Raw genomic sequence first — 25,747 nt, forward strand, 5'->3', positions numbered from 1 at the left:
CGGGGCTGCGGCGGCTCAGCCGTGGCCGTGAGCGGCCAGCACCAGCGTGACGATCTCGTCCATCATGGCCGTGAGCTGGTAGTCCTTGGGCGTGAACACCGCCGCGACGCCGCGCTCCTTCAGCACCGCGGCGTCCTCGGCCGGGATGATCCCCCCGACCACCACCGGCACGTCGTCGGCACCCGCGGCACGCAGGCCCTCGACCACCGCGGGCACGACCTCGAGGTGCGACCCGGAGAGCACCGACAGCCCGACCACGTGCACGCCTTCCTGCACCGCCGCGGCCACGATCTGCGCGGGCGTGAGCCGGATGCCCTGGTAGACCACCTCGAACCCGACGTCGCGGGCCCGCACCGCCACCTGCTCCGCCCCGTTGGAGTGCCCGTCGAGGCCCGGCTTGCCCACCAGCATCCGCAACCGCGACCCGATCGTCTCGCTCGCGGCGCGCACGCGCTCGCGCACCTCCGCGACCTCGGTGGCCGCCGATCCGCCCACCGCCACGGCCGACACCCCCGTCGGGGCCCGGAACTCGCCGAACACCTCGCGCAGCACCCCGGCCCACTCCCCGGTGGTGACGCCGGCCTTGGCGCAGGCGATCGACGCGTCCATCAGGTTCGCGTCGGTCTTCGCCACGTCGCGCAGCCCCGCGAGCGCGGACTCCACGGCGCCCTGGTCCCGCCCGGCCCGCCATTCGCGGATCGCTTCGATCGCGGCGGCCTCGGTGGCCGGGTCCACCGTCTCGATCGACGCCGCCCCCTCCGCCTGCAGCGGGCTCGGCTCCGTGCTCTGGAACCGGTTGACCCCGACGACGACGTCCTCGCCCGCCTCGACGCGCCTGCGCCGCTCGGCGAGCGAGCTCACGAGCCTGCCCTTGATGTAGCCGGACTCCACGGCGGCGACGGCCCCGCCCATCTCCTGCACCCGGTCGATCTCGGCGCGGGCGTCGCCTGCGAGCTCGGCCACCTTCGCCTCGACCACCCGGCTGCCCTCGAAGAGGTCCTCGTACTCCAGCAGGTCGGTCTCGAAGGCGAGCACCTGCTGCATGCGCAGCGCCCACTGCTGGTCCCAGGGCCGCGGCAGGCCGAGCGCCTCGTTCCAGGCGGGCAGCTGGATCGCGCGCGCCCTGGCGTCGCGCGAGAGCGTGACGGCGAGCATCTCCAGCACGATGCGCTGCACGTTGTTCTCGGGCTGCGCCTCCGTGAGCCCCAGCGAGTTGACCTGCACGCCGTAGCGCAGCCGCCGCTGCTTCGGGTCCTGCACCCCGTAGCGCTCGCGCGTGATCTCGTCCCAGAGCCGGGCGAGCGCGCGCATCTTGCACATCTCCTCGACGAACCGCAGCCCGGCGTTCACGAAGAACGAGATGCGCCCCACGACGTCGCCGAACCGCTCCTGCGGCACCTGCCCCGCGTCGCGCACCGCGTCGAGCACGGCGATCGCCGTGGACAGCGCGTACGCCAGCTCCTGGGGAGGAGTGGCCCCCGCCTCCTGCAGGTGGTAGCTGCAGATGTTGATCGGGTTCCACCTCGGGGTGTTCCGCACCGACCAGGCGATCATGTCCGAGATCAAGCGCATGCTCGGCACGGGCGGGAAGACGTACGTGCCTCGCGAGAGGTACTCCTTGACGATGTCGTTCTGCGTGGTGCCCGCGAGCTTCCCCCGGTCGGCACCGTGCTCGTCGGCCACCGCGACGTACAACGCGAGCAGCCACATCGCCGGAGCGTTGATCGTCATGGACGTGTTGGCCTCGGCCATCGGGATGCCGTCGAACAGCGCGCGCATGTCCCCGATGTGGCTCACCGGCACGCCGACCTTGCCGACCTCGCCCTTCGCGAGCTCGTCGTCGGGGTCGTAGCCGGTCTGCGTGGGCAGGTCGAACGCGACCGAGAGCCCGGTCTGCCCCTTGGCGAGGTTGCGGCGGTAGAGCGCGTTCGACTTCTTGGCGGACGAGTGGCCGGCGTACGTGCGGATCACCCAGGGACGATCGCGCTCGCGGTCGGTCGGGTACGGCACCGTGCACCTCCGCGTCGAGACGACCTGGACGACGATGCTACTGGCAGGTAGCCCCCGCGGCGCCGCTTCACGAGCGGCGTCACACCTTGGTATCGATCCAGCTGGACGCGCGGATTCTCGGCGCAGGACGGACAATGTCCGGGTGTCCGACGAGCGGCTCACCATGATCGTCGGTGCCGTCCTGATGCTCGGGATCATGCTGCTCGCGCTGCGCTGGACGTTCGGCACCGGGCGGGACCTGCCCGCCCCGCACCTGCCCGACCCGGACGATCCCACGGGCGACGGCCTGCTGACCGAGGTCGCGCGGGTGCCGACGGAGGCGGCGGCCCAGGTGCTGCGCTCCCGCCTCGCCGACGCGGGGATCCGCGCGACCATCGGCCGCGCCGGCCCCAGCCACCGCCTGCTCGTCTTCCCGGCCGACGAGGCGGGCGCACGGGTGGTCGTGGCTCAGAACCGGTGGTAGCGCGCGTCGATGAAGCAGAAGACGCCGTAGGCCACCAGCCCGACCGCGATGGCGACCAGCAGGTACGGCCCGAACGGCTGCCCGGCGAGCGCGCGCAGCGCGGCGTCCAGGCCGGACGCCTCGTCCGGGCGGACGAGCACCGCCCCGATGACGACGAGCACGCCGATGATCCCGATGGCCAGCCCCTTCGCGACGAAGCCGATCTGGCCGGTGCGCACGGCGGGCTCGCGCGCCCGGCGGTCCGACGGGAGGACCATGGCGCGGCGGAAGCGCGCCTGCAGCCCCGAGACGACCGTGACGACGCCCGTCACGAAGATCCCGACGCCCACCGCGGCCACGATCACCTGCCCGCCGGGGAGCCCGAGCACACCCGCCGCTGCGCTCTGCCGGTCGCCACCCCGCCCGCCGGCGGCCGTCCGCGCGGCCAGGACGGCGAGCACGCCGAAGACCACCGCCTTGCCGGCGCTCACCGCCCGCAGGCGCAGCGTGGTGGTGCGGTCCTCCTCGTAGGCGAAACCCCAGATCGCCTCCTGCAGCCGCCACAGCGCCACCGCCGCGAAGCCCACCACCAGCCCCCAGAGCAACACCCGCCCGAGAGGCTGCTCGGCGATCGTCTGGAAGGCACCCGTCTGGTCGGCCCGCTCCCCGTGGTCGCCGCCGAACGCGACCTGCAGCGCGAGCCACGCGACGAGCAGGTGCGTGAGGCCGTAGGCGGCGATCCCGATCCGGGCGCCGACCTCCACCGGTCTGCTGCGCGCGGCCCGTCGCGCCGAGCGCTCCGCGGCCTGTGCTTCGCCGGTCATCGGGCCCCCTCCCGGCCCGGCCCACGGCAGCACGGGCGTACGAACCCCTGGCCCCGATTCTGCCCCGGGTGGTGCGGACGCGAACAGCAGGAGGTGGTCGTGCTCCGCGTCGCCGGAGCACGACCACCCCTTCCCCCGATGCGGCGGGCGCCGCCCCCACGGCGGCCCGCCGCTGTGGTCAGCGCCGCTCGGGCGCCTCCCCCACCACCACGATCGCCACGGTCGGCGCGTCGCCTGCGGCCTGCTCCCCAGCCGGCCGCCTGCGCCCCCGTACCGCCCGCACGATCAGCGCGACCACGACCGCCGCGACGACCACGGTCGTGACCGTCGGCCCGATCAGGTGCGCCGAGTGCCGGATCGCGATCGACGCGGCGCTGCCGAGCCCGACGTAGACCAGGCCCCACAGCAGCGCGCCGATCGCGGTGTACCGCGCGAACCGCCCCCACGGCATGCGCAGCGTTCCGGCGATCACGGGCACCAGCGAGTGGGCCACGGCGAGGAACCGCGACCCGACGAGCGCGCGCCCCGTCCCCCCGCGCAGCACGCCCTCGGCCCGCACCCAGTTCGCCTCCCCGATCCTGCGACCGCCCCAGCTCGCCCGGATCCGGCCCCCGAACGTCCGGCCGAGCAGGTACCCCCCGGTCTGCCCGACGAGGCTGGCCCCCGCCGCGACGGCGGCGAGCGCCAGGTACTCCCCCGTGGTGACGACGGTCGTCGCCGCGGCGAGCAGGACGACCTCCCCCGGTGTCACCAGACCGACGAGCACGGTGGTCTCGAGCACCAGCAACACGCCGACCACCACGTAGAGCTGCCACGTGGGGATCGCGTCGATCATCGCGAAGAAGGAGCCGAGCCAGTCGTCGATCACTCGTCCACCCTGTCGTGGACGAGGCGCCGAGCCCATCGGGGCAGCCCCTGAACCGGGGTGGGGATCTCCCCCGCCTTCTTTCGGGGCTTGCCCCTGGGTGTGATGTTCCCTACGTTCGCACCGCGCGGTTGTAATCGATTTCTCGGGGGACGGAGGTGGCTCGTGCCCGACAGCGCCGGCGCACTGGTCACCATGAGCGGCATCACCAAGCGCTTCGGTGGCGTACTGGCGTGCGACGACGCCGAGCTCTCCGTCGGGGCGGGCGAGGTCCGCGCCCTGCTCGGGGAGAACGGTGCGGGCAAGTCCACGCTGATGAACGTGCTGGCCGGCGTGATCACCGACCACGAGGGCACGATCACCGTGGCGGGCAGACCGTGCCGGTTCCGCGGCCCGGCCGACGCGCAGGCCGCGGGCATCGCGATGATCCACCAGGAGCTGGACCTCGTGCCCGGCCTGTCCGTGGCCGAGAACATCTTCCTGGGCCGGGAGCCCCGCACCCGCCTCCGCACGGTCGACACCAGGCGGATGGCCGCCGCGGCCAGGGCCCAGCTCGCTGAGCTCGGCGTCGAGCTCGACCCCAACCGGTCCGTCGGGTCGCTGCGCGTCGGCGAGCAGCAGCTGGTGGAGATCGCCAAGGCGTTGTTGTCGAATGCACTGTCCACCGACGCCCGCGTGCTCGTGATGGACGAGCCGACGGCCGCGCTCGCCGACGCCGAGGTGCGGCTGCTCTTCGCCACGATCGCGCGGCTGCGGGAGCGCGGCGTCGCGATCATCTACATCTCGCACCGCATGGAGGAGATCGAGGAGATCGCCGACCGCGCCACCGTCATGCGCAACGGCCGGGTGGCAGGCACCGTCGACCCGCGCACCGCCACGCGGCGGGAGGTCATCGAGCTGATGGTCGGGCGGGCCGAGGACGAGCAGTTCGGCCACGTGCCCGACGCCGACCGCGGGCGGGTCCTGCTGGAGGTCCGCGGCCTCGCCGTGCACCCGAGCGGGCACCGGCCCGGCCGCACCGACCCGGCGGGGATCGACCTCACCGTCGACGAGGGTGAGATCGTCGGGCTCGCCGGGCTGATGGGCGCGGGCCGCACCGAGCTGCTCGAGACGCTCTACGGGGCCGCCCCGGCCGGCCGGATCACCGGGTCCGTGCGCCTCGGGGGCCGCCCCTACGCCCCCTCCGGGCCGCGTGCCGCGCTGGCCCGCGGCGTCGGGTTGGTGCCGGAGGACCGGCGCGGCAGCGGCCTGCAGCTGGACCACTCGGTCGGGCACAACATCGCGCTCACCGCGCTGCGGTCGCTGTGCACGGCCGGGGTCGTCCGGGCCCGGCGGGAGCGCCGGTCGGTGCGGGAGCAGATCGCGGCGCTGGCGATCCGCACGACGTCGGCGGCCGTCCCGGTGGGCACGCTCTCGGGCGGCAACCAGCAGAAGGTGGTGTTCGCCCGCCAGCTGCTCGCGCGGCCCCGGCTCCTGCTGCTCGACGAGCCGACCCGCGGGATCGACATCGGCGCCAAGGCCGAGCTGTACCGGCTCCTGCAGCGCCTGGCGGGCGAGGGCATCGGCATCCTGTTCGCCTCGTCGGAGCTGCCGGAGCTGCTCGGCGTGTGCGACCGGATCGTGGTGCTGCGCCGCGGCCGGGTGGCCGCCGACCTGCCGCGGCACCGCGCGGACCAGGCGGCCGTGCTGGCTGCCGCCATGGGCTCGGCTCGGGGGGACCAGGAATGACGGACACCGCACGGCCTCGGCGTTTCGAGCTGCCCACCGACCGGCGGGCCATCGCTGACACGCTGTTCCGGTTCCAGAGCCTGTTCGGCCTGGTGGTCGTGTTCGTGGTGGCGGTGCTGGCCTCGCCGCAGCGCAACGGCGAGCTGATCTTCCTGTCGCTGTCCAACCTGGGCAACGTCGTCCGCGCGGTGTCCGAGATCGGGATCATCGCGATCGGGATGACGTTCGTGATCCTGATCGGCGGCATCGACCTGTCGGTCGGCGCCGTGCTGGGCCTCTCCGCCGTCGGCACCGCGATCCTCATGGTCGACAGCGGCTGGGGCGTGCTCCCCACGGTGCTGGTGGTGCTGCTGATCGGCGCGGCGTTCGGCGCGCTGCAGGGCGTCGCGACGGCCGTGATCGGCATCCAGGCGTTCATCGTGACGCTCGCCGGGCTCCAGGTGGCGCGGGGCCTCGCCCGGATCTGGTCCGGCGGGGTCGGCGTGCCGATCGCGTACGGCGACGGGCCGCAGCAGGCGCCGCCGTCGTTCGAGATCCTGCGCGGCTCCATCAACGGCGTGCTGCCGGTGCCCGCCGTGATCTTCCTCGTGCTCGGGGCGCTCGCGGTGGTCGTGCTGCGCACCACGGCGTTCGCCCGGCACGTCTACGCGATCGGCGGCAACGAGCGCGCCGCGCGGTTGGCGGGCGTGCCCGTGACGCGGGTGAAGATCGCCGTCTTCACGATCGCCGGGCTGCTCACGGCGGTGGCCGGGATCATCCACGCCGGTCAGCTGAGCCAGGGCAGCCCAAACGACGGGATCGGCTACGAGCTGAACGCGATCGCGGCTGTGGTGATCGGGGGCACCAGCCTCGCGGGCGGCGTCGGCACGATGAGCGGCACGCTCGCAGGCGCGCTGCTGCTCGGGATCCTCACCAACATCCTCGGGCTCAACAACATCGACGCCAACATCCAGCTGCTGATCACCGGCCTGGTGATCGTCGCGGCTGCCGGTCTGCAGAAGCTCCGCCGAACCGTCACGTGACGGAAGACCGCCATACAAGGCTCAAGGGGGATCCGAACGATGCACCGATTCAGCAGGCCGGCGGTGCTGGCCGTCACCGCCCTCGCGCTCGCAGCGTGCAGCGTCGAACAACCGCAGACCGCGCCACCGGGGGGTGGCGGGGGCGCCGACTGCGGCCCGGGGCGGGACCACCTGATCGGCATGTCCCAGGCGAACAACGCCGAGCCGTACCGGGAGGTGATGAACACCGACGTCGAGACCGCCGCCGAGGCCGTCGACGGTTTCCAGGTGAACGTCGCCGACGCCGCCCAGGACAACAGCAAGCAGGTGGCGGACGTCGAGAACTTCATCACCCAGCAGGTCGACCTGCTGATCATCTCGCCGAACGAGGCGGCGCCGCTCACCGCCGTGGTGGCGAAGGCCTACGACGCGGGCATCCCGGTGATCGTGCTGGACCGCAAGGTGGAGGGCGACAAGTACACGGCCTTCATCGGCGCCGACAACACCGACATCGGCCGCCAGGTCGGCGAGTACTACGCCAAGACGCTGCTGCCCCAGGGCGGCAAGGTGCTGGAGATCGCCGGCCTCCCCGGCTCCACCCCCGCCGCCGAGCGCGCCGCGGGCTTCCGCGAGGGCATCGCCACGAACCCCGCGGTCCAGATCGTGGCGAGCCAGCCCGGCGACTGGCTGCGGGACAAGGGCCAGGCCGTGATGGACGCGCTGCTCAAGGCGCACCCGGACGCCAACGCGGTCTACTCCCACAACGACCCGATGGCCGAGGGCGCCTACCTCGCGGCCGAGGCCGCCGGCCGGGCCGGCGACCTGGTCTTCACCGGGATCGACGCGCTGCCGATCCCGTCCGGCGGGATCAAGGCCGTGGAGCAGGGCAGGCTGAAGGCGACCTACGTCTACCCGACCGGCGGCCGGGAGGCGATCGACCTCGCGAAGAAGATCCTCATCGACTGCACGCCGGTCCCGAAGACCACCACGCTGCAGACCCAGCAGGTCACGGCCGACAACGCGGCCCAGGTGTACGCGCAGCTCGGCGGGCAGTCCTAGTGGATCCGTGAGTGGATACGGGTGCTGGAGCACTCGTATCCACTCACGACCTCTGGCACCGATTCCTCTCCGACCCGCTCCGGGTCTGCCTGTTCGTGGCCGGAACGCCCGGCCGGGAACGGAGACCCCCATGCGCAAGCTGACCGTGCAGACCTTCGTCACCCTCGACGGGGTGGTGCAGGACCCGGGCGGGTTCGGGGAGCTCGAACGCGGCGGCTGGGCCCTCGGCTTCTTCGACGAGCGGTCGGCCGGGCACGCCACCGCGAGCCTGCTGGCGAGCGACACGTTCCTGCTGGGGCGGCGGACCTTCGAGATCATCGAGAAGGCCTGGTCGCGCAACACCGGGCCGTACGCCGAGGCGATGCACCGCATCCACAAGGTCGTCGTCACGAACACGCTCAGCGGGCCGTTGCCGTGGAACGCCACCGTGCTCCCCGGCGACCCCGCGCGGACCGTGGCGCAGCTCAAGGCCGAGCCCGGCGGTGACATCCTGACCTACGGCAGCTCCACGCTCGTGCGCACGCTGCTGCGGCACGGTCTGGTCGACGAGCTCGTGCTCGGCGTCCACCCGCTCGTGCTCGGCACCGGCACGCGGCTCTTCGCCGACGCGCTGCCGGACCCGCTGCGGCTCGTGGACGCGACGCCCACGTCGACGGGGGTGGTCGCGCTGACCTACAACCCGTAGGTCACCGCCGCGGTTGCGCCTGCACCCGCGCGACGTCGGCACCGAGGGCGCAGAGGTTCTCCACGAACCGCGGGTAGCCGCGGTCGATGTGCTCGACGTCCCACACCTCGGTCTGCCCGTCGGCGCACAGCCCGGCCAGGACGAGGCCGGCGCCCGCGCGGATGTCGCTCGCCCACACCGGGGCGCTGGACAGGCGCCCCACACCCCGGACGACGGCGTGGTGGCCGTCCGTGCGGGCATCGGCGCCCAGGCGCACCATCTCGTCGACGAACCGGAACCGGGCCTCGAACACGTTCTCGGTGATCATCGAGGTGCCCTCGGACACGGCGGACAGCGCGATCGCCATCGGCTGCAGGTCGGTGGCGAAACCGGGGTACGGCAACGTCACGAAGTCGACCGCCCGCGGCCGGCCGTCCATCCGGACGGTGAACTCCTGCGTGCCGATCTCCGTCTCGGCACCCGCAGAGCGCAGCTTGTCGAGCACCAGGTCGATGTGGTGCGGGTCGACGCCGCGCACGGTGACCTCGCCGCGGGTCATCGTGGCGGCGAACGCCCAGGTGGCGCCGACGATCCGGTCGCCGATCACCCGGTGTCGCGTGGGCTGCAGCTGCGGGACGCCGTGCACCGTCAACGTGGACGTGCCCACCCCGTCGATCTTGGCGCCCATCTGCTGCAGCATCGTGCAGAGGTCGACGATCTCCGGCTCCCGCGCGGCGTTGTCGATCACGGTGCTGCCGTCGGCCAGCACCGCGGCCATCAGGATGTTCTCGGTGGCGCCGACGCTGGGGAAGTCGAGCCAGATCTGCGCCCCGCGCAGCTCCTCGGCGTGGGCCACCACGCGTCCGTGCTCGATCTCGGTGCTCGCGCCGAGCTTGCGCAGGCCTGCCTGGTGCATGTCCAGCGGGCGGGAGCCGATCGCGTCCCCGCCGGGCAGTGGCACCACGGCGCGGCGGCAGCGGGCGACGAGCGGCCCGAGGACGCACACCGACGCACGCAACCGGGACACGGAGGCGTAGTCGGCCTGCGCCCCGGGCTGCGCCGGCACGTCGATCGTGACCGTGCCCTGCTCGACCTCGACGGTGCAGCCGAGGCTGCGCAGCACGTCGGCCATCAGTGGGACGTCCAGGATCTCCGGGCAGTTGGTGATCGTCGTCGTGCCCTCGGCCAGCAGCGCCGCCGCCATCAGCTTCAACACGCTGTTCTTCGCCCCGACCACGTCGACGGCGCCGACGAGCCGCGCGCCACCGTTCACCGCGAAGTGCTCTGCCACGCGCGCGACGCTATCCGGTGCCGGCCGCGGGGACGCGGGCGGCCACCGCGGCCTCCCATCCGGCCAGCGTGTGGTCCACCACCGCGTCGAGCTGGTCGCGGGTGGCCCCGTCGCGCGCGTGCAGCGAGAGGCCGAACTGCACCGACATGACGTACGCGGCCAACGCGCCGGTGTCGGCGTCGGGCGGCACGTCACCGTCGGCCTGCCCGCGCACGAGCCGCTCCCGCACCGCCTCCGTACCGGCCCGGCGTTGTTCGGCGAGGAAGTCGCGGATGCCCTGGGTGCTCGGCGTGTACGTGGTGGCGGCCAGCACGATCATGCAGCCCGTTGGCCGGCCGGCCATGGTGTAGGAGCGGACGTTCGCCCGCAGCATCGCCTCGATGCCCGCGACCGCGGTGGGCGCCTCGCGCAACGCCCTGAGCGGCGGCTCGCCCTCCATCCCCTCGTACAGCGCCACGGCCTCGCGGAACAGCCGCTCCTTGCTCCCGAAGGCCGCGTAGAGGCTCGGCGGGCGGATGCCCATCCGCGCGGTGAGGTCACCGATGGACGTGCCCTCGTAGCCGTGCTCCCAGAACGACTCCATCGCCAGCCGCAGCGCGGCGGCGCGGTCGAACTCGCGCGGTCGTCCCCGCTCGGCCATGACCAACCCCTTCTGTAGCGGGCCCTCAACATACCCTTCGGTCTATAGTAGCCATGTACTTAATAGCCATGTATGGTAACCGCATGCGCTCGGAACCGCAGGGATCAGCCGCCGGCGCCCTCGTGTGGCACCTGGCGACGAGGTGGCGGGTGGCGGTCGACCGCTCGCTCGCCCCGCTGGGTCTGACCCACGCCCAGTACGTCCTGCTGGCGGCCCTGTACGGCCTGGAGAGCGTGGGGCGACGACCGAGCCAGCGCGAGCTGGCCGACGAGACCGGCCTGGAGGCGCTGTACGTCTCCAAGCTGGCGCGCACGCTGGAGGCCAAGGAGCTCATCGCGCGCCGCCGCGACCCGCACGACACCCGCGCCGTCCGGCTCACCCTCACCGACCGCGGCCGGGCCGCCGTGCAGTCGGCCATGCAGACCGTGCAGGACCTGCTCGAACGCCTCCTCGAACCGATCGGGGGCCGGCACAGCGAACGGACCGCGGCACTCGTCCACGACCTCGCCGCACTGCTCGACGCACCGCTGGAGTAGCGAAGGGAACACCGCCATGCCCGACACCCCCGTTCTCGACTCGACCGTCCACCACACGGAGACCGGAACCGGGAGACCGGTCGTCTTCCTGCACGGCAACCCCGCCTCGTCCCGCATGTGGCGCGAGGTCATGCCCCGGGTCGACTCCGGCCGCCTGCTCGCGCCCGACCTCATCGGGATGGGCCGGTCCGCGAAGCCCGACATCCCGTACCTGTTCGCCGACCACGCCCGCTACCTGGACGCCTGGTTCGACGCACTCGGCCTCGACGACGTCGTACTGGTCGGCCACGACTGGGGCGGCGCGCTCGCCTGCGACTGGGCCGCCCGGCACCCGGAGCGGGTGCGCGGGATCGCCCTCTTCGAGGCGATCATCACGCCGATCGACAGCGCCACGCTGACGCCACCGGCCCGGGCGCGCGCCGACCTGGTCCGCACCCGCGGCGAGGAGCTGCTGCAGTCCGACCAGCTGATCCGGATGGCGTACACCGGCGGCGTGCGCACCCCGGTGCACGAGGACGTGCTGGCCGAGTACCTCGCGCCGTTCCCCGACCCGCGGTCGCGGCGCCCCGTCCTCGCCTGGGCCCAGCAGATCCCGATCGACGGCGAGCCCGCCGGGCTCGTGACCCGCATCGAGGCGTACGACGCGTGGCTCGCGAAGAGCGCGGACGTGCCCAAGCTGCTGCTGACGTTCGAGGGTTCGCCCACCCTGATGATCGACCCGGAGCGGGCCGAGTGGTGCGCGGAGAACATCGCCGCCCTCGACGTCGTCCCGTGCGGGGAGGCCGGGCACCACGCCGCGGAGGACCGGCCGGTGGAGATCGGGGACGCGATCGCCGCATGGGTTCGCGCGATTCTGTAGCGATCCCTAATCAAACCCTTGACGGGCCGGACGGGGACGCCGCAGACTTCCTTAGCGAACCCTACAGAAAGGAAGTCGAGATGACGGACCTCAGCGGCCGCGTCGCCGTCGTGACCGGCGGCAGCCGCGGCATCGGGGCGGCGATCGCCGTGCGGCTGGCCCGCGAGGGCGCCGATGTGGCCCTGACCTACCGCGAAGGCCGGGACAGCGCCGAGAAGGTGGTCCGCGAGATCGAGGGGCTCGGCCGGCGGGGTCTCGCCCTGCAGGCCGACAGCGCAGACCCGGCCGCGGTTCGGGCGGCCGTCGACCGCGCCGCCGCGGAGCTCGGCCGCCTCGACGTGCTCGTCAACAACGCGGGCGTGTTCCCGTACGGCCCGTTCGAGCAGGTCAGCGCCGAGGAGCTGGACCGGACCATCGCCATCCACGTCCGAGCGGCGTTCGTGGCGGCCCAGGCGGCGTCCCCGCACCTCGGCGCCGGCGGGCGGATCATCAACATCGGCAGCAACCTGGCCGAGCGGGCACCGTTCGACGGGATCGCCCTCTACTCGATGACGAAGTCGGCGCTCACCGGATTCAGCCGCGCGCTGGCCCGCGAGCTCGGCCCCCGCGGCATCACCGTCAACGTCGTGCACCCCGGCTCGACGGACACGGACATGAACCCCGCCGACGGGCCATCGGCCGACCACCAGCGTGGCCTCAGCGCGCTGGGCAGCTACCAGAGCGCCGACGACGTCGCCGCCACCGTGGCGCACCTCGCCGGCCCGGGCGGGCGCACGATCACCGGCACCGCGCTCCTCGTCGACTCGGGGACGAACGCGTGAGCGCATAGGCTCTGCCCATGGCCGTGCACCTGACCAGGATCTACACCCGGACCGGCGACGACGGCACCACGGCGCTCGGCGACTTCAGCCGCGTCCGCAAGACCGACACCCGGCTCGCGGCCTACGCCGACACCGACGAGTGCAACGCCGCGCTCGGGGTCGCCGTCACCGTCGGCGGGCTGGCGGCTGAGCTGCTCGGCCCGCTCCGCCAGGTGCAGAACGACCTCTTCGACGTCGGCGCCGACCTGTGCGCACCGATCGTCGAGAACCCGCAGTACCCGCCACTGCGGATCACCGAGGACTACGTGAGCCGGCTCGAGGGCTGGTGCGACGGGTTCAACGAGGGCCTGCCCAAGCTCGACTCGTTCATCCTGCCCGGCGGCACGCCCGGGGCGGCGTACCTGCACGTGGCCCGCACCGTGGCGCGCCGGGCCGAGCGCTCGGTGTGGGCCCTGCTGGAGGTCGACGCCGAGCGCACCAACCCGCTCACCGCGAAGTACCTCAACCGCCTCTCCGACCTGCTGTTCATCCTCGGTCGCGTGGCGAACCCGGACGGCGACGTCCTCTGGCGCCCCGGCGGCCCCGAGCGGTCCTAGACGAGCACGTCCGATTCGATCAGTAGGGGTTCTCGCCGGTGGATCTCGAACATCCCGCCCATGATCACCATGGGTGTCGCAGGCGCGGCCCAGACCCATGACGTCGACAGGATCATGCAGGTCGTCGACAACTGCCCGCCCGGCACCGATGGCACGCGACTGTCGAACTCAGGAGGCCTGCCGGTATCCGGTGCGCCCGGGTGGGCCGGCCTCGACCCAGGACAGGAAGCCGGTCAGGACGCCGGGGGCCATCGCGAGCTCGAGGTCCACGCCCTGGATCCGGCAGTGCAGCACGGAGGCGCCCTGCGGGATGACGTAGGCCTCCGGGTTCTCCGGCGTGCGCCGGTCGACGATCTCCAGCGCGGTGCGGTCGACCACGACCGTGGGACCCGGCCGCAGTGACGTCAGGCGGAACCAGGCGAGCTCGTCGCCGCGGTAGCGCCCCACGCCGAAGTGCCAGCCCGCGGTGCCGTCCTGAGCGCGGAACCGGGAAAGACGAGCGGGGCGGCGGCGCAGACAGACGTCCACACCACCGCCCCGCATGAGGCGTACTCGCCGAAAGGCGAGGTATCCGAGACAGAGACAGGCGAGCAGCAACAGGATGCTGACGAGCAGCGCTGTCGCACCCACCCCTGCTCCGGCTACTCGGAAGCGCCGGCGGCTTTCAGCCGCACATTCGCCCGGGCCGCCGCGGCGGCTCCCTCCGGCTCCGACTCGTCCGCTCGCTGGAGCGCGTCGCGGGCCCGCGAGACATCGATCTCGTCGGCCAGCTCCGCGTACTCCGCCAGCACCGTGACGGTGTCCGGCGTGACCGACAGGAACCCGCCGTGCACGGCCAGCGTGGTGGTCGTGCCGTCGGTGCTGTCGACGCGCACGAGGCCCGTCTCCTCCAGCTGCGCGAGCGTGGGCTCGTGACCGGGCAGCACGCCGATCTCACCCGCCGTGGTGCGGGCGAAGACGAAGTTGGCCTTTCCGGACCAGATCCGCCGCTCGACCGCGACCAGCTCCACCGTCATTTCCGCCACGGCGTCAGCCCTCGAGCTTCTTGCGGTTCTTGTCGAGGTCGTCCAGGCCGCCGCAGAGGAAGAACGCCTGCTCCGGCACGTCGTCGAACTCGCCCTTGGCGATCTTGTCGAACGCCTCGATGGTCTCCTTGAGCGGAACCGTGGAGCCCGGCTGGCCGGTGAACTGCTCGGCGACCAGCAGGTTCTGCGAGAGGAAGCGCTCGATGCGCCGCGCCCGCCCGACGAGCTGGCGGTCCTCCTCGGACAGCTCGTCGATACCGAGGATCGCGATGATGTCCTGCAGGTCGTTGTAGCGCTGCAGGATCCGCTTGACCTCGTTGGCCACCCGGAAGTGGTCCTCGCCGATGTACTGCGGGTCGAGGATCCGGGAGGTCGACGTCAGCGGGTCCACCGCCGGGTAGATCCCCTTCTGGGAGATCGGGCGGGAGAGCTCAGTGGTGGCGTCGAGGTGCGCGAAGGTGGTGGCGGGCGCCGGGTCGGTGTAGTCGTCCGCCGGCACGTAGATCGCCTGCATCGAGGTGATCGACCGGCCGCGGGTCGACGTGATCCGCTCCTGCAGCTCGCCCATCTCGTCGGCCAGCGTGGGCTGGTAGCCCACCGCCGACGGCATGCGGCCCAGCAGCGTGGAGACCTCGGAGCCGGCCTGCGTGAACCGGAAGATGTTGTCGATGAAGAGCAGCACGTCCTGGTTCTGCTCGTCGCGGAAGTACTCCGCCATCGTCAGCGCCGAGAGGGCCACCCGCATACGCGTGCCGGGCGGCTCGTCCATCTGCCCGAACACCAGCGCGGTGTCCTTGATGACGCCCGACTCGGTCATCTCCGTGATGAGGTCGTTGCCCTCACGGGTGCGCTCGCCGACGCCGGCGAACACCGAGGTGCCACCGAAGTTCTTGGCGACACGGGTGATCATCTCCTGGATGAGCACCGTCTTGCCCACGCCGGCGCCGCCGAACAGGCCGATCTTCCCACCCTGCACGTACGGGGTGAGCAGGTCGATGACCTTGATGCCGGTCTCCAGCATCTCGGTCTTGCCCTCGAGCTGGTCGAACGACGGGGCCTTGCGGTGGATGCTCCACAGGTCGCCGGTGGGCTGGAACGCCGGGTCGTCGAGGCAGTCGCCGAGGGCGTTGAACACGTGTCCCTTGACCTGGTCGCCCACCGGCACCGAGATCGAGCGGCCGAGGTCGGTGACCTCCTGGCCGCGGACCAGGCCGTCCGTGGGCTGCATGGAGATCGCCCGTACCTGGTTGTCACCCAGGTGCTGGGCCACCTCCAGGGTGAGCTTCTTGGCCAGGTCGCCGAAGGTGACCTCGACGGTGAGCGCGTTGTAGAGCGCCGGCACCTCGTTGCGCGGGAACTCCACGTCGACGACCGGGCCGGTGACGCGGACGACCCGGCCGGTCGTGGTCTGGGTGCCTGTGTCAGCGGTGGCGGTCATCAGTCCTCACTTCCTGCACTCACGAGCGCGTCGGCCCCGCCGACGATCTCGCTGATCTCCTGGGTGATCTGGGCCTGCCTGGCCTGGTTGCTCTCCAGGGTCAGGGTACGGATGAGTTCGTTGGCGTTGTCGGTCGCGGCCTTCATCGCCCGCTGCCGGTTGGCCGACTCGGACGCCGCCGACTCGAGCAGCGCGGCGAACAGCCGAGCGCTGACGTACTTCGGCAGCAGGGCGTCGAAGAGCGTGTCGGCGTCCGGCTCGAACTCATAGAGGGCCTTCAGCTCACCACCGGACGACTCGCGCGAGCCGTCGTCCTCGGCGTACTCGACCTCCATCGGGGCCATCCGCCGAGCCGCAGGTGTCTGCGTGACCATGTTCTTGAACTGGGTGTAGACCAGGTGCAGCTCGTCGACCGACTCGACCGCCTCGGCCGGGGCGCCCGTGCTCTCCGCGGCCCGCCCGGTGTCCTCGCCGCCCGCACCCGCCATGAACGCGGCCACCAGCACCTTCGCCACCTCGGCGGCGTGGGTGTAGCCGGGCTGCTCCGAGAAGCCCGTCCAGGACGCGACGACGGGGCGGCGGCGGAACCGGTAGTAGTTCACGCCCTTGCGGCCGATGACGTAGAGCACCGGCTCCTTGCCCTGGTCGCGCAGCAGCGACTGCAGCTGCTCGGCCTCGCGCAGCACGTTGGCGTTGTACCCGCCGGCCTGACCGCGGTCGCTGGTGACCACCAGCACCGCGGCGCGGCGCGGGTTCTCCCGCTCGACGAGCAGCGGGTGGTCCAGCGCCGAGTTCGAGGCGAGCTCGGTGAGCATCGCCGTCATCTGCTCGGCGTAGGGCTTCGCCGCTTCGGCGCGCGCACGCGCCTTCGCGATGCGCGAGGTGGCGATGAGCTCCATCGCCCGGGTGATCTTCTTGATGGACTGCGTCGACCGGATCCGTCGCCGCAGCACACGGATCTGTGCCGCCATGAGCTGACCGCCTAGCTTCCGGAGGGGGCGGGCTTGTTGACCTTGACCTTCTCCTGGTCGACCTCGTCCTCGTCGAGCGAGTCGGCCTTCGCCTCCTTCGGCACCACGGAGGAGCCGTCCGAGGCGGTGAAGCTCTTCTTGAACTCCGTGGTGACGTCCTCGAGCCGCTGGACGTTCTCGTCGTTCAGCTTCCCGGTGTCGCGGATGTCGCCGAAGATCCCCTCGTGGTTGCGCCGCACGTGGTCGAGGAACTCCTGCTCGAACCGCCGCACGTCGCCGACCGGCACCGAGTCGAGCTTGCCGGTGGTGCCCAGCCACAGCGAGACCACCTGCTCCTCGACCGGGAACGGCGCGTACTGGGCCTGCTTGAGCAGCTCCACCAGCCGGCCGCCGCGGTCCAGGGCGGCCGCGGACGCCGCGTCGAGGTCGGAACCGAACGCGGCGAACGCCTCGAGCTCGCGGAACTGCGACAGGTCCAGACGCAGCGAGCCGGACACCTGGCGCATGGCACGCACCTGCGCGGCACCACCCACGCGGGACACCGAGATGCCGACGTTGATCGCCGGCCGGACGCCCTGGTTGAACAGGTCGGACTCGAGGAAGACCTGGCCGTCGGTGATCGAGATGACGTTGGTCGGGATGTAGGCCGACACGTCGTTCGCCTTGGTCTCGATGATCGGCAGGCCGGTCATCGAACCGCCGCCGAGGTCGTCCGACAGCTTCGCGCAGCGCTCCAGGAGCCGGGAGTGCAGGTAGAAGACGTCACCCGGGTAGGCCTCGCGGCCCGGCGGGCGGCGCAGCAGCAGCGAGATCGCGCGGTACGCCTCGGCCTGCTTGGAGAGGTCGTCGAACACGATCAGGACGTGGTTGCCCTGGTACATCCAGTGCTGGCCGAGCGCCGAGCCGGTGTAGGGGGCCAGCCACTTGAACCCGGCCGGGTCGGACGCCGGGGCGGCGACGATGGTGGTGTACTCCAGCGCGCCCGCGTCCTCGAGGGACTGCCGGATGCCGGCGATCGTCGAGCCCTTCTGGCCGATCGCGACGTAGATGCAGCGGACCTGCTTCTTCGGGTCGCCGCTCTCCCAGTTGCCCTTCTGGTTGATGATCGTGTCGACGCAGACGGCGGTCTTGCCGGTCTTGCGGTCGCCGATGATCAGCTGGCGCTGGCCGCGGCCGATCGGGGTCATCGCGTCGATGGCCTTGATGCCGGTCTGCAGCGCCTCGGAGACGGCCTGGCGCTGCACCACGGACGCGGCCTGCAGCTCCAGCACCCGGCGGTCGGTGGACTCGATGTCGCCCAGGCCGTCGATCGGGGCACCCAGCGGGTCGATGACCCGGCCGAGGAAGTTGTCGCCGACCGGCACCGACAGGATCTCCCCGGTGCGGCGGACCTGCTGGCCCTCCTCGATCCCGCTGTACGGGCCGAGGACGACCGCGCCGATCGCGCGCTGGTCGAGGTTCAGCGCGACGCCGAGCACGCCGCCGTCGAACTCGAGCAGCTCGTTGGTCATGACCGAGGGAAGCCCCTCGACGTGGGCGATGCCGTCACCGGTGTCGGCGACGGTGCCCACCTCCTCGCGGGAGGTCTCGGTCTCCAACGACGAGACGTAGCTGGAGATCGCGCTCCGGATCTCCTCCGGGGAGATCGTCAGCTCTGCCATGGCTGTCCTTCGTGTCGCAGGTCTGTGTGTGCAGGTGCCGGCTCAGCGGCGGTGGGTCATCGGGCGCCCATTCGGTGGGCCCATTCGGTGGGCGCCATCTAGTGGGCGCCCATTCAGTCGGGCAGCGTGCGGCGGGCGGCGGCCAGCCTGCCGGCGATGCTGCCGTCGATCACCTCGCCGCCGACGCGCACGACCAGCCCGCCCAGCAGGCTGTCGTCCGGTTCGACCTGCAACGAGATCGGGCGACCGTAGAGCCGGGTGAGCGCCTCGGTGAGCCGTCGCTCCTGGGTGTCGGTCAGCGGCAACGGGGAGCGGACGTGCGCGACGTAGCGTTCGCGCCGGGCCGCGGCCAGCTCGGACAGCTCCTCGGCCGCCCGGTCGAGGCTGCGCCCCCGCGGGTTGCGCACGGTCTGCTCGAGCAGGGTCGCGGTGACCGGCGAGACCTTGCCGGAGAGCACGCCGGAAAGCAGGCCGATCCGCTGGTCGGCCGGGGCGCTCTCGTCCGAGAGCAGGGCCGCCAGCTGCGGCTCGCGGTCCAGGATGCGGCCGAACCGGAACAGCTGGTCCTCGACATCGTCGAGGCTGCCCTCCTTCTCGGCCGCCCCCAGCACCGAGCGCCGGGCCAGCACCTCGACGGCCTCGGTGAGGTCCGACGGGCGCGACCAGCGCGAGGACACCAGGTCGGAGACCACGTCCAGGGCAGGCTTGCCGATCTTGTCGGCGAGCAGCCGGTCGGCCAGGCTGGAACGGGCAGTGGCCGGGGTGGCCGGGTCGGCCAGCGCCCGGCGCAACGACGGCTCCCGGACCAGCAGGCTCAGCACCGCGAACAGGTCGCCGCCCAACCTGGTGAGATCCGCGGGCCTGCCGGCGTCGATCGCCCGGTCCAGCGTCCGCTCCGCCTCGGCGAGCGACTCGCGGCTGGCGGACTGCAGCAGCAACGCCATCAGTTGCCCCCCTTCGCGGCCACGGCCGTCGGCTGGGCGGCGCTCCGGTCGTCCCGCTCGACCATGGCCTCGAGCTCGTCGAGGAAGGTGTCGATCGAGGCGGACCGGCTCGCGTCGTCGGACAGGTTCTGCACGACGATCCGCTCGGCCAGGTCCATGGACTGGCCGCCCAGCTCCCCGCGCAACCGGCGGACCAGCAGGTCCCGTTGGGCGGTGAGCTGTTCCTCGCCGCGCTGGCGCATGCGCTCGACCTCGCGCTCGGCCTGCTCGACGAGCTCGTCGCGGATGCGGGTGGAGTCCGCCCTGGCGTCGTCGCGGATCCGCGCGGCCTCGTTGCGGGCGTCGGCGATCGCCGACTCCAGCTTCTGCTCGGCCTCCCGGTACTGCGCAGCCGCCGCCTCGGCCGCCTCCACCTGCTGCTGGATGGTGTCCTGGCGCGCCTTGACCATCTTCTGCACGGGCGGCACCACGTAGCGGTAGAGCACCCAGATCATGACCACGAAGCCGACCAGCTCGGCGATCAGTACGGCCATCAGCGCTTCCCCTCGCTCGTGGCGGGGGCTCGCTCGAGCTCGGCGAGGTAGCCGTCGACGGTGGAGCGGTGTGCCCCGTCGTCGGACAGCGAGCGCCCCAGCACCCGTTCGGCCAGCTGGGTGGACAGCCCGCCGATCTCGGCGCGCAGGCTGCGCACCGCCTCCTCGCGCTGGGCGGCCAGCTGCTCCTCGCCCCGGCGGTGGATCTCGGCGACCTCGCGGTCGGTGTCGGCCCGCATCTCCTCGCGGATCTTCTGGGCGTCGGCGCGCGCCTCGTCCCGGATCCGGCCGGCCTCGGCCCTGGCCCCGGCCAGCGCCTCCTGGTAGCGCTGCTCCGCCTCCGCCAGCTTGCGCTGCGCGTTGTCCCTGTCCTCGGCCTGCTTGCGGTTCATCTCGTCCCGCTCGGCCATCGCCTTCGTCAGCGGTGGCACGACGAAGCGGTAGAAGAAGAACAGGACGAGCAGGAAGATCACGAAGACGACGAAGATCGTCCCGTTGGGCACGAGGAAGTTCTGCGTGCCGCCTTCTCCCGCCGCAGCCATCACTCTCGTCATGGGGGTACCGATCAGCCCGCGCCCAGAACGAACACGAACAGAGCCATGAACGCCAGGTTGATGAAGTACATGCCCTCGACGAGGCCGATGATCAGGAACATGGTGGTGTTCAGGCGGCCTGCGGCCTCGGGCTGGCGGGCCACGCCGTTGATGACGGCGGCACCGGCCAGACCGTCACCGATCGCCGCGCCGATGGCGCCGCCGGCGAGGGCGATACCACCGCCGACCATGGCGAGCCCGGTGAGCAGACCCTCGGTGCCGCCTTGAGCCGCCTGGGCCAGAACTGCAACGCTCATGACTCTCCTCTTTCCCGCGGGACGGCGTCCCGCGCGTCGTCTGTTGGGGAGCTTTCGAACTCGGTGCGCTCAGTGCGCGTGCTCGTCCTCACTACCGACCGACTCGCTGAAGTAGATCAGCGTCAGCAGCGTGAAGATCAGGGCCTGGATCACCCCGATGAACATGTCGAACAGCTTCCAGCCCGCGTTCGGCAGCCACAGGATGTACGGCGGCAGCAGCGCGATCACCGAGACCATGATCCCGCCGGCGAAGATGTTGCCGAACAACCGCAGCGCCAGGGACGCGGGCCGGGACAGGTACTGGGTGATGAACTCGATCGGGGCCAGCGCGGCGTACGGCTTGGCCAGGTGACCGAAGTGCCTGCCCGCGCCGTTCGCGCGGATGCCCGCCACGTTCACCCAGATGATCACCATGAGGGCGAGCGGGTAGACGAGGTTGACGTCGGCCGTGGGCGGCGGGATGTAGTGCTCCGACGGGAGCGCGGCCAGCCAGTTGCAGATGAGGATGAAGGCGAAGAGGGTGATGCAGAGCCCGATGACGCCCCGCGGTACCCGGCGGCCCATGCCCTCCCGCACCTGGGTCTGGACCCACGCGGCGAGCGCCTCGAAGGCGACCTGGAGCCCGGACGGGCGGCCCTTGGTGGCCTGCCTCGCCATGTAGTAGCCCAGCGCGCACACGATGGCACCGGCGATCAGCGTGCCGATGATGGTGTCGAGGTTCACCGTGAGTCCCAGGAACTCACCGGTCCAGTGCTCTCCGGGGGTGATCTCGCCCTCGGCGGCGAGCACGGCGGTGGGCACGACGGTCATCTGTTACGGATCTCCTTGATCAGGGGAACCATCGAGCTCGCGACGGCGATGAGCTGGAACAGGGCGAGCCCGCCGAACACGGCGATCCCGGCGGGCCGGAAGAGCAGCGCGCAGCCGAACGCGATCACCGTGATGACCGCGAGCCTGCCGAGCACCGAACCGGAGAACCGGACCTTGGACGGTTGGCTGCCGGCGAACCGGGTGACCGAGCGCACCGCGACGGCCAGGTTGGCCAGCCCCAGCGCCATGCCGACCAGGCCGAAGAGGGCGAACGGGGCGAGGCTCATGGGTACGAGCACCGCGACGACCAGCACGGCGGCGACCGCGGCGGCGATCGCCGCTCGGCGGAACGTCGCGCGGGTGACCGGCGGCGTGTACGCGGACGAATTCAGCACCACGCTGGCCTCACCCCTTTCCCGAATATCTCTCGAACAGCTTGTAGACATAGAGCGCGGCGGCTCCCACCCCGAGCAGCAACCCGACCAGGGCGAAGACCGGGAAGGTTCCGAACGGCAGGTCGACGAGCCACCCCAGCCCGAACCCGGCAGCGACGCACAGAGCGAGTGTGACCCCCATCGAGAGCAGGTCACCCAGCTCCGGCCCTTCGCCGGCCACCGGCTCTACTCGGCCGAGCCGAGGTCGCACCCTGCACAGGTGTGAGCCTTCACCGCACCTAACTCCTCGATCAGAACTGGGAGGGCCTCTCTCCCCGAAAGCCCGGTCGCAACCCGACCAGGCCGTCGATCGGCCCGCGGCACGGACGCTATCACAGCGTCATCGGATCACCCGGATCGCCCTGACCTGCGCACACGACTGTCAGCCATGTCACTGTGCGCCGGATGTCCGATTCTCCACGGTCGTTTCGGAAAGTAACTGTGCGACCACAGTGCGTTTAAGGAATGGGCGGGCGGACCGGGCCGTTCCGGGTGCGCCTGCGCTCGGCGGGAACCGCAGTCGCGATGACCGCGACCAGCAACCCCAAACCGGTGGTCCACGCGGCCACCGTGACGTCGTCGAGCAGGGCGAGCGCCACCGCACCGAACGCGAGCACGCCGGCCCACAGGTAGATCAGCAGCACCGCGCGCCGCTGGCTGTGCCCGATCTCCAGCAGCCGGTGGTGCAGGTGCATCTTGTCCGGCGAGAACGGCGACAGGCCCTTGCGCGTGCGCCGCACCACGGCCATGAGCAGGTCGAGCAGGGGCACGAACACCACGGCGGCCAGCACGATGAGCGGCGCGAACAGCGCCAGGACGTCCCTCGTGTCCGCACCGATGATCGAGATCTTGCCCGATGCGCTCGTGGTGGCGGCGGCCAGCAGCACGCCGATCAGCATCGAGCCGGAGTCGCCCATGAAGATGCGCGCGGGATTGAAATTGTGCGGCAGGAATCCGAGGCACGCGCCTGCCAACACGGCCGCGATCAGTGCGGGCGAGTACACCGACGGGTCGTTGCCGACCCGGCCGACGAGCCCGATCGCGAAGAGGCCGACGGCCGCGGCGGCGATCCCCCCGACGCCGGCCGCGAGCCCGTCCAGCCCGTCGACGAAGTTCATGGCGTTGACCAGCGCCACCGTGAGCAGCACCGTGAGCAGCACGCCCTGCTCCTGGCCGAGGATCAGCAGGGAGCCGGACTCGTCGGAGCCGGAACCGCCCCACGGCACGAAGAACACCGTCCACTGCACGCCGAAGATCACCAGGACGCCCGCGGCCGTGGTCTGGCCCGCGAACTTGGTGAGGGCGTCGAGGTCGTAGCGGTCGTCGAGCGCGCCGACGGCGGCGAGCAGCAACGCGGCGAGCAGCACGCCGCCCACCTCGGACGCGTTGTTGTCGAACGCCAGCCGCAGGGCCGGGAGCTGGTAGGCCATCCCGACGCCCGCGAGGACGCCGCCGAGCATCGCCAGGCCGCCCCAGCGCGGGGTGGGCGTGACGTGCACGTCGCGCTTGCGCGGCCACGCCACCGCGCCGAGCCGCAGCGCGAGCACCCGCACCGGGCCCACCAACAGGAACGTCACGACCGTGGCGGTCAGACCCGTGAGCAGGAACTCCCGGATCGGCAGGACGAGCGTGGGGACCGCCACGGCGAACGCGCGTTACGCGCGGGGGTACGCGGGGGCGCGTCCGACGAGCGCCGACACCGCGGTGGCCACCTCGGCCAGCTCCCCGTCGCCGCCCGGGGTGCCGTGCTCGGCCCGCACCGCACGGCCCAGCAGGGAGCCGATCTCGGCCATGTCCGTCTCGGTCATGCCCTGCGTGGTGACGCTCGGCGAACCGACGCGCAGGCCGGACGGCTTGAGCGGCGGGGCCGGGTCGTACGGGATGGAGTTCTTGTTCAGGGTGATGCGCGCGGCGTCGCAGCGGGTCTCGGCCTGGTCGCCGCTGACCCCGATGGGGCGCAGGTCGACGAGCGCCAGGTGCGTGTCGGTGCCACCGGACACCGGCCGCATGCCCTCCGACTCCAGCGCCTTGGCCAGCGCCTGGGCGTTGGCGATCACCTGGCTCGCGTAGGCCTGGTACTCCGGCTGCGCGGCCTCGCGCATGGCGACGGCCTTCGCCGCGACGGAGTGCATGAGCGGGCCGCCCTGCGAGAACGGGAACACGGCCTTGTCGACGACCTTGGCGTGCTCCGCCTTCGCGAGGATCATGCCGCCGCGGGGGCCGCGCAGCACCTTGTGCGTGGTGGCCGTGACGACGTCGGCGAACGGCACCGGCGACGGGATCGCCTTGCCGGCCACCAGGCCGATGAAGTGCGCGGCGTCGACCATGAGCTTGGCGCCGACCTCGTCGGCGATCTGCCGGAACGCGGCGAAGTCGATCAGCCGCGGGTACGCCGTGGCACCGGCGATGATGAGCTTGGGGCGGTGCTCGAGGGCGAGGTCGCGCACCTGGTCGTAGTCGATCAGCTCGCTGTCCTCGCGCACCGTGTAGGACACGGCGTTGAACCACTTGCCGGAGAAGCTGACCTTGCTGCCGTGCGTGAGGTGCCCGCCCTGCTTGAGGTCCATCGCGAGCACGGTGTCGCCGGGCTGCGTGAACGCGGCGTAGACGGCGAAGTTGGCCGACGCGCCCGAGTGGGGCTGCAGGTTGACGTGGTCGGCGCCGAACAGCTCCTTCGCCCGGGCGTTGCCGATCTCCTCGGCCCGGTCGACGACCTCGCAGCCGCCGTAGTAGCGCCGGCCCGGATAGCCCTCCGCGTACTTGTTCGACAGCGTGGACCCCAGCGCGGCCAGCACGGCCGGGCTGGTGAGGTTCTCGCTGGCGATGAGCTGGAGTCCGCCCCGCAGCCGGTCCAGCTCGTCGAGCACCACTCCCGCGATCTCGGGGTCCTGGTGCTGCAGCGCGGTGAAGTCCGGGCCCCAGAAGGGGGTGCTCTGCTCGCTCACGGTTGAACGGTACCCGCTGCGGACCCGCCACCCGTCCGGGCGTTGCCAGAGCAACGTTCTCCTTTGTTGGCAGTGCTCTCGATTCGTGGCAGACTGCCGGGATGACCGCCGCCGGAGCCCGCGCCCGCGTGCGCGCCGAACTCACCCGCGAGATCGTCGAGGCCGCCCGTCGCCACCTCGCCACCGAAGGAGCCTCCGGGCTGTCGCTGCGCGCCGTCGCACGCGAGCTGGGCATGGCGTCCTCAGCGGTGTACCGCTACTTCGCGAGCCGCGACGAGCTGCTCACCGCGCTCATCGTCGACGCGTACGACGCGATCGGCGAGGCCGCCGAGGAGGCCGAGGCCGCCGTCCCCCGTACCGACCTGCGCGGCCGCTGGCGCGCCGCCTGCGCGGCGGCGCGCGAATGGGCGGTGGCGCACCCCCACGAGTACGCCCTGATCTACGGCTCCCCGGTGCCCGGCTACGCCGCACCCGAGGTCACGGTCGGACCCGCGGCCCGGGTCGGGGTTGTTCTGTGCCGGGTGCTCGCGGACGGCGTCGCCTCCGGCGTGGTCGACTCCGGACCCGACGGCGCAGGCGACGTGCTCGCGCCCCACATCGCCGAGGACCTGGGCCTGCCGCCGGAGCTCGCCGCCCGCGCGGTGCTCGCCTGGAGCAGCCTGTTCGGGGGGATCAGCTTCGAGTTGTTCGGGCACACGCACGGCGTCGTGGCCGACCACGTCGCCCACTTCGAGCAGTCCTCGGAGCGGCTGGCCACCCTCGTCGGGCTGCCCTGAGGACGACTCACCGGACGAGCCGCT

28 protein-coding genes and 1 pseudogene are annotated in these 25,747 nt (G+C 71.9%); 10 read left to right on the top strand and 19 right to left on the bottom strand.

The window, feature by feature from the left end:
- Window positions 1-15 precede the first annotated feature (15 nt).
- Window positions 16-2,010 (bottom strand): protein meaA, encoded by a 1,995-nt coding sequence (locus ABEA81_RS02040; RefSeq protein WP_345602831.1) that lies wholly within the window; start codon window positions 2,008-2,010, stop codon window positions 16-18.
- A gap of 142 nt (window positions 2,011-2,152) precedes the next feature.
- Between ABEA81_RS02040 and ABEA81_RS02045 the strand changes: the two genes are divergently transcribed.
- A complete protein-coding gene (locus tag ABEA81_RS02045) occupies window positions 2,153-2,473 on the top strand; it encodes a hypothetical protein (RefSeq protein ID WP_345602832.1) in 321 nt (106 codons plus the stop codon).
- Here the strand turns inward: ABEA81_RS02045 and ABEA81_RS02050 are convergent.
- Together ABEA81_RS02050 and ABEA81_RS02055 are read right to left on the bottom strand one after the other, a co-directional pair.
- A complete protein-coding gene (locus tag ABEA81_RS02050; protein WP_345602833.1) occupies window positions 2,458-3,276 on the bottom strand; it encodes a DUF1206 domain-containing protein in 819 nt (272 codons plus the stop codon). The genes ABEA81_RS02045 and ABEA81_RS02050 overlap by 16 nt on opposite strands.
- Before the next feature lie 178 nt (window positions 3,277-3,454).
- On the bottom strand, window positions 3,455-4,144 hold the full coding sequence (locus tag ABEA81_RS02055; protein WP_345602834.1) for a DedA family protein: 690 nt from the start codon (window positions 4,142-4,144) through the stop codon (window positions 3,455-3,457).
- Window positions 4,145-4,306: 162 nt separating this feature from the next.
- On the opposite strand from ABEA81_RS02055, the gene ABEA81_RS02060 reads away from it, so the two are divergent.
- From ABEA81_RS02060 to ABEA81_RS02075, 4 genes are all read left to right on the top strand, one after another.
- Window positions 4,307-5,869: a sugar ABC transporter ATP-binding protein gene (locus ABEA81_RS02060; protein WP_345602835.1), complete on the top strand. Its 1,563-nt coding sequence runs from the start codon at window positions 4,307-4,309 to the stop codon at window positions 5,867-5,869.
- Window positions 5,866-6,891 (top strand): ABC transporter permease, encoded by a 1,026-nt coding sequence (locus ABEA81_RS02065; protein WP_345602836.1) that lies wholly within the window; start codon window positions 5,866-5,868, stop codon window positions 6,889-6,891. The genes ABEA81_RS02060 and ABEA81_RS02065 overlap by 4 nt, the downstream gene beginning before the upstream one ends.
- 39 nt (window positions 6,892-6,930) lie before the next feature.
- Window positions 6,931-7,929, top strand: a complete 999-nt coding sequence (locus ABEA81_RS02070; RefSeq protein ID WP_345602838.1) for a substrate-binding domain-containing protein — start codon at window positions 6,931-6,933, stop codon at window positions 7,927-7,929.
- Window positions 7,930-8,059: 130 nt separating this feature from the next.
- A complete protein-coding gene (locus tag ABEA81_RS02075) occupies window positions 8,060-8,614 on the top strand; it encodes a dihydrofolate reductase family protein (RefSeq protein ID WP_345602839.1) in 555 nt (184 codons plus the stop codon).
- A gap of 1 nt (window position 8,615) precedes the next feature.
- Here ABEA81_RS02075 and murA read toward each other — a convergent pair whose 3' ends face one another.
- Window positions 8,616-9,884, bottom strand: coding sequence for a UDP-N-acetylglucosamine 1-carboxyvinyltransferase (gene murA, locus ABEA81_RS02080; protein ID WP_345602841.1), 1,269 nt, complete (start codon window positions 9,882-9,884; stop codon window positions 8,616-8,618).
- A 10-nt stretch (window positions 9,885-9,894) separates the two neighbouring features.
- Window positions 9,895-10,524 carry a TetR/AcrR family transcriptional regulator gene (locus tag ABEA81_RS02085; RefSeq protein ID WP_345602842.1) on the bottom strand — a complete coding sequence of 210 codons (630 nt, stop codon included), beginning with the start codon at window positions 10,522-10,524 and terminating at the stop codon, window positions 9,895-9,897.
- 83 nt (window positions 10,525-10,607) lie between these two features.
- On the opposite strand from ABEA81_RS02085, the gene ABEA81_RS02090 reads away from it, so the two are divergent.
- The 4 genes and pseudogenes from ABEA81_RS02090 to ABEA81_RS02105 all read left to right on the top strand — a co-directional run bounded on the left by ABEA81_RS02090 (window position 10,608) and on the right by ABEA81_RS02105 (window position 13,336).
- The gene (locus ABEA81_RS02090) at window positions 10,608-11,060 is read left to right on the top strand and encodes a MarR family winged helix-turn-helix transcriptional regulator (protein WP_345602844.1); all 453 of its coding nucleotides are present in this window, start codon (window positions 10,608-10,610) and stop codon (window positions 11,058-11,060) included.
- A 10-nt stretch (window positions 11,061-11,070) separates the two neighbouring features.
- A pseudogene (locus ABEA81_RS02095) lies at window positions 11,071-11,919 on the top strand (haloalkane dehalogenase); the annotation flags it as partial.
- A gap of 80 nt (window positions 11,920-11,999) precedes the next feature.
- Complete coding sequence (locus ABEA81_RS02100; protein ID WP_345602845.1) at window positions 12,000-12,740, top strand: SDR family NAD(P)-dependent oxidoreductase; 741 nt, start codon at window positions 12,000-12,002, stop codon at window positions 12,738-12,740.
- A gap of 17 nt (window positions 12,741-12,757) precedes the next feature.
- Window positions 12,758-13,336 (top strand): cob(I)yrinic acid a,c-diamide adenosyltransferase, encoded by a 579-nt coding sequence (locus tag ABEA81_RS02105; protein ID WP_345602846.1) that lies wholly within the window; start codon window positions 12,758-12,760, stop codon window positions 13,334-13,336.
- Between the two features lie 168 nt (window positions 13,337-13,504).
- On the opposite strand, the gene ABEA81_RS02110 is transcribed toward ABEA81_RS02105, so the two are convergent.
- From ABEA81_RS02110 to ABEA81_RS02175, 14 genes are all read right to left on the bottom strand, one after another.
- Window positions 13,505-13,966 carry a DUF2550 domain-containing protein gene (locus ABEA81_RS02110; RefSeq protein ID WP_345602847.1) on the bottom strand — a complete coding sequence of 154 codons (462 nt, stop codon included), beginning with the start codon at window positions 13,964-13,966 and terminating at the stop codon, window positions 13,505-13,507.
- Window positions 13,967-13,977: 11 nt separating this feature from the next.
- Window positions 13,978-14,361: a F0F1 ATP synthase subunit epsilon gene (locus ABEA81_RS02115; RefSeq protein ID WP_345602848.1), complete on the bottom strand. Its 384-nt coding sequence runs from the start codon at window positions 14,359-14,361 to the stop codon at window positions 13,978-13,980.
- Between the two features lie 4 nt (window positions 14,362-14,365).
- Window positions 14,366-15,799: a F0F1 ATP synthase subunit beta gene (atpD, locus tag ABEA81_RS02120; RefSeq protein WP_345602849.1), complete on the bottom strand. Its 1,434-nt coding sequence runs from the start codon at window positions 15,797-15,799 to the stop codon at window positions 14,366-14,368.
- Window positions 15,799-16,770, bottom strand: coding sequence for a F0F1 ATP synthase subunit gamma (locus ABEA81_RS02125; protein WP_345602850.1), 972 nt, complete (start codon window positions 16,768-16,770; stop codon window positions 15,799-15,801). Before ABEA81_RS02125 ends, atpD begins: the two co-directional genes overlap by 1 nt.
- A gap of 11 nt (window positions 16,771-16,781) precedes the next feature.
- Entirely contained in the window at window positions 16,782-18,431 is a 1,650-nt protein-coding gene (gene atpA, locus ABEA81_RS02130; protein ID WP_345602851.1) for a F0F1 ATP synthase subunit alpha, read from the bottom strand.
- A 113-nt stretch (window positions 18,432-18,544) separates the two neighbouring features.
- Complete coding sequence (locus ABEA81_RS02135; protein WP_345602853.1) at window positions 18,545-19,375, bottom strand: F0F1 ATP synthase subunit delta; 831 nt, start codon at window positions 19,373-19,375, stop codon at window positions 18,545-18,547.
- Window positions 19,375-19,908: a F0F1 ATP synthase subunit B gene (gene atpF, locus ABEA81_RS02140; protein ID WP_345602854.1), complete on the bottom strand. Its 534-nt coding sequence runs from the start codon at window positions 19,906-19,908 to the stop codon at window positions 19,375-19,377. Before atpF ends, ABEA81_RS02135 begins: the two co-directional genes overlap by 1 nt.
- On the bottom strand, window positions 19,908-20,462 hold the full coding sequence (locus ABEA81_RS02145; RefSeq protein WP_345602855.1) for a F0F1 ATP synthase subunit B: 555 nt from the start codon (window positions 20,460-20,462) through the stop codon (window positions 19,908-19,910). The genes atpF and ABEA81_RS02145 overlap by 1 nt, the downstream gene beginning before the upstream one ends.
- An 11-nt stretch (window positions 20,463-20,473) precedes the next feature.
- The gene (atpE, locus tag ABEA81_RS02150) at window positions 20,474-20,758 is read right to left on the bottom strand and encodes an ATP synthase F0 subunit C (RefSeq protein ID WP_425570421.1); all 285 of its coding nucleotides are present in this window, start codon (window positions 20,756-20,758) and stop codon (window positions 20,474-20,476) included.
- Between the two features lie 69 nt (window positions 20,759-20,827).
- Window positions 20,828-21,568, bottom strand: coding sequence for a F0F1 ATP synthase subunit A (atpB, locus tag ABEA81_RS02155; protein ID WP_345602856.1), 741 nt, complete (start codon window positions 21,566-21,568; stop codon window positions 20,828-20,830).
- A complete protein-coding gene (locus ABEA81_RS02160; protein ID WP_345602857.1) occupies window positions 21,565-21,966 on the bottom strand; it encodes a hypothetical protein in 402 nt (133 codons plus the stop codon). The genes atpB and ABEA81_RS02160 overlap by 4 nt, the downstream gene beginning before the upstream one ends.
- A gap of 7 nt (window positions 21,967-21,973) precedes the next feature.
- The gene (locus ABEA81_RS02165; protein WP_345602858.1) at window positions 21,974-22,183 is read right to left on the bottom strand and encodes an AtpZ/AtpI family protein; all 210 of its coding nucleotides are present in this window, start codon (window positions 22,181-22,183) and stop codon (window positions 21,974-21,976) included.
- A gap of 277 nt (window positions 22,184-22,460) precedes the next feature.
- Complete coding sequence (locus ABEA81_RS02170; protein WP_345602860.1) at window positions 22,461-23,645, bottom strand: glycosyltransferase family 4 protein; 1,185 nt, start codon at window positions 23,643-23,645, stop codon at window positions 22,461-22,463.
- Between the two features lie 12 nt (window positions 23,646-23,657).
- Window positions 23,658-24,947, bottom strand: coding sequence for a serine hydroxymethyltransferase (locus ABEA81_RS02175; protein ID WP_345602862.1), 1,290 nt, complete (start codon window positions 24,945-24,947; stop codon window positions 23,658-23,660).
- 101 nt (window positions 24,948-25,048) lie between these two features.
- On the opposite strand from ABEA81_RS02175, the gene ABEA81_RS02180 reads away from it, so the two are divergent.
- On the top strand, window positions 25,049-25,723 hold the full coding sequence (locus ABEA81_RS02180; RefSeq protein WP_345602863.1) for a TetR/AcrR family transcriptional regulator: 675 nt from the start codon (window positions 25,049-25,051) through the stop codon (window positions 25,721-25,723).
- Window positions 25,724-25,747 lie beyond the last annotated feature (24 nt).

The sequence above is a fragment of the Pseudonocardia adelaidensis genome (assembly GCF_039543345.1).
Taxonomy (GTDB): domain Bacteria; phylum Actinomycetota; class Actinomycetes; order Mycobacteriales; family Pseudonocardiaceae; genus Pseudonocardia; species Pseudonocardia adelaidensis.

Excerpts from the sequence above, each read along its gene's own strand:
- ABEA81_RS02125 (WP_345602850.1), bottom strand. The coding sequence starts at position 16,770 with ATGGCGGCACAGATCCGTGTGCTGCGGCGACGGATCCGGTCGACGCAG.
- ABEA81_RS02145 (WP_345602855.1), bottom strand. The coding sequence starts at position 20,462 with ATGACGAGAGTGATGGCTGCGGCGGGAGAAGGCGGCACGCAGAACTTC.
- ABEA81_RS02075 (WP_345602839.1), top strand. The coding sequence starts at position 8,060 with ATGCGCAAGCTGACCGTGCAGACCTTCGTCACCCTCGACGGGGTGGTG.
- atpB (WP_345602856.1), bottom strand. The coding sequence starts at position 21,568 with ATGACCGTCGTGCCCACCGCCGTGCTCGCCGCCGAGGGCGAGATCACC.
- atpE (WP_425570421.1), bottom strand. The coding sequence starts at position 20,758 with ATGAGCGTTGCAGTTCTGGCCCAGGCGGCTCAAGGCGGCACCGAGGGT.
- ABEA81_RS02050 (WP_345602833.1), bottom strand. The coding sequence starts at position 3,276 with ATGACCGGCGAAGCACAGGCCGCGGAGCGCTCGGCGCGACGGGCCGCG.
- ABEA81_RS02090 (WP_345602844.1), top strand. The coding sequence starts at position 10,608 with ATGCGCTCGGAACCGCAGGGATCAGCCGCCGGCGCCCTCGTGTGGCAC.
- ABEA81_RS02180 (WP_345602863.1), top strand. The coding sequence starts at position 25,049 with ATGACCGCCGCCGGAGCCCGCGCCCGCGTGCGCGCCGAACTCACCCGC.
- atpD (WP_345602849.1), bottom strand. The coding sequence starts at position 15,799 with ATGACCGCCACCGCTGACACAGGCACCCAGACCACGACCGGCCGGGTC.
- ABEA81_RS02070 (WP_345602838.1), top strand. The coding sequence starts at position 6,931 with ATGCACCGATTCAGCAGGCCGGCGGTGCTGGCCGTCACCGCCCTCGCG.
- ABEA81_RS02085 (WP_345602842.1), bottom strand. The coding sequence starts at position 10,524 with ATGGCCGAGCGGGGACGACCGCGCGAGTTCGACCGCGCCGCCGCGCTG.
- atpA (WP_345602851.1), bottom strand. The coding sequence starts at position 18,431 with ATGGCAGAGCTGACGATCTCCCCGGAGGAGATCCGGAGCGCGATCTCC.
- atpF (WP_345602854.1), bottom strand. The coding sequence starts at position 19,908 with ATGGCCGTACTGATCGCCGAGCTGGTCGGCTTCGTGGTCATGATCTGG.
- ABEA81_RS02065 (WP_345602836.1), top strand. The coding sequence starts at position 5,866 with ATGACGGACACCGCACGGCCTCGGCGTTTCGAGCTGCCCACCGACCGG.
- ABEA81_RS02100 (WP_345602845.1), top strand. The coding sequence starts at position 12,000 with ATGACGGACCTCAGCGGCCGCGTCGCCGTCGTGACCGGCGGCAGCCGC.
- ABEA81_RS02135 (WP_345602853.1), bottom strand. The coding sequence starts at position 19,375 with ATGGCGTTGCTGCTGCAGTCCGCCAGCCGCGAGTCGCTCGCCGAGGCG.
- ABEA81_RS02105 (WP_345602846.1), top strand. The coding sequence starts at position 12,758 with ATGGCCGTGCACCTGACCAGGATCTACACCCGGACCGGCGACGACGGC.